The organism is Bacillota bacterium (assembly GCA_040754675.1).
GTDB lineage: Bacteria > Bacillota > Limnochordia > Limnochordales > Geochordaceae > Geochorda.
Genome location: JBFMCJ010000763.1, coordinates 1 through 1,624 on the forward strand (window position 1 = coordinate 1; position 1,624 = coordinate 1,624).

A 1,624-nucleotide genomic window follows, 5' to 3' on the forward strand; every position below is an offset into this window, starting at 1 on the left:
TGGCCCGCGGGTTGCTCTGGGGGATCATACTCCTGCGGATGAGGAACTGCGGGTGAGCTACGGCTACCGCGTCCTGGAGCGGTATCCGTCCGCGTGGGTGGATTTGTTCGAGGACTTGGGGGTGTATTATTCCGCGCGTACGCTGGCCGATCTTCACCACCGCTCCGGGCGCCGGGTTGATCTCACGGCCCGCGAGCGGGCGGTGCTGGACTGGATCCGCCAGGTAGTGGCCGGGTGCGTGGCTGATCCCGGGAGGGTTGAGGTGGTGGAGTACCTGGTGGCCGGGAATGTCCAGGTGGACGGCTGCTGGGACTCCGGTGCCCGGGTGATCCGGCTTCGCCGGTCGGTTCTGGCCGACCCGAAACGCGCCCTCGGGGCGCTGGTGCACGAGGTGCTGCACCGGGAGTCCTGTGCCAGCGACTGCACGAGGAGTTTTGAGGCGGCGTGGGAGAGGCTGGTGGTTGACCTGCTCATCAAGCATCTGGGCCAGGTGCCGGACTTCGGGTAGTGCCTGTGGATGCCCGGCGAGCTTTGTGCGGGGTGTGAGTCCGGCCAGGTGGAGCTTGCCTCCTGGTGGGAGGCTGGCCGTGCCTGTTCACCGTGGCTGAGGGGAGGGCTCCGCGATGCGGGGTCCTCCCCCTTGTTTCCAGGAGGTGGAAGGGTGGACACGAAGCAGTTGCTCATCCTCTGTAGAGTAGGTCAGCCAGTGGAGGCCGACCTCAAGCTGCAGATCACCCGGTCCCCGCGGGTGGCCCCCGGCTGGACCTGGGCGCCCGAGCTTGCCCCTTCCCCCGACGTCTTCACGCAGTACCTGGCGTGAAAGCATAGGGGGGAGTGGCCGGCCAGGTGGCCCCAGTACAGGGAGGCCTTTCTGGAGGAGATGGGGCTTCCCGCGGCCCGGGCGTATCTTGCGAAGTTGAAGAAGGCGCTTGCCGCTGGCAGGACGGTGGCTCTCTCCTGCTTCTGCAGAGAGGACACGTACTGCCACAGGCGGCTGGTGGGGGAACTGCTGGGGGCCTGATGCATAGGCGGGTGCGAGCGTGTGGTGTGCTGCGGGCGCGATGTGTCCGGGATGGTTCGGTCGTAGGGACCCGGACCCAGCTGGGCTCGGGATGACGCGGGCTTTACGCCCGGAAGGAGGTTGTAGGGGATGGGGGTGTCGGTTCTTGACGGCAAGGTGGCCGTCGAACGTGCGGTGTCGGGGGTTTTGGGTCACTTGCTGTGGTTTACCATTTACGAGTCGCTCTCCGTGACCGCCCAGGACCTGATTGCGGCCTTCCAGGCTGCGGGGGTGTCGGGCAAGTACCTGCCCGGCCAGGTGAAGCCGTGCGACGCCTTCCGGCGGGCCACGTCGGCCGCCGAGAAGCGCCGGGTGATGGGCCGGTCGGGCGGGACGTACCGCAACCTCCTGGTTGCCGAGGTGCGCGCCGACAAGGACGAGGTGGAACGCCACCTGGTGCTGCAAGAGGTGGACGCCGATGACCGTGAGTTGTGGCATGCGACGGCCGCCCGGCTTGTCCTGGCCCGCAGGGGCGGGGAGCTGAAGGTGGAGGAGCTGCACTCAAGCCCCGAGGTGGCGGAGGCGGTGGAGTCGATCCGGCGTTACTACAAGGACGCGCTGGGT

Annotated in this window: 3 protein-coding genes and 1 pseudogene; all 4 read left to right on the forward strand. The window is 67.5% G+C overall.

Annotated features, from left to right (window positions below; genetic code table 11):
* The coding region (locus AB1609_23360; protein MEW6049373.1) for a hypothetical protein at positions 1–508 on the forward strand (508 nt) is incomplete at its 5' end.
* A 153-nt stretch (positions 509–661) separates the two neighbouring features.
* Positions 662–820: a hypothetical protein gene (locus tag AB1609_23365; GenBank protein MEW6049374.1), complete on the forward strand. Its 159-nt coding sequence runs from the start codon at positions 662–664 to the stop codon at positions 818–820.
* 30 nt (positions 821–850) lie between these two features.
* Positions 851–1,021 (forward strand): annotated as a pseudogene (locus AB1609_23370) (DUF488 family protein).
* A 129-nt stretch (positions 1,022–1,150) separates the two neighbouring features.
* Positions 1,151–1,624: DUF6744 family protein (locus AB1609_23375; protein MEW6049375.1), on the forward strand; the 474-nt coding region annotated here is incomplete at its 3' end.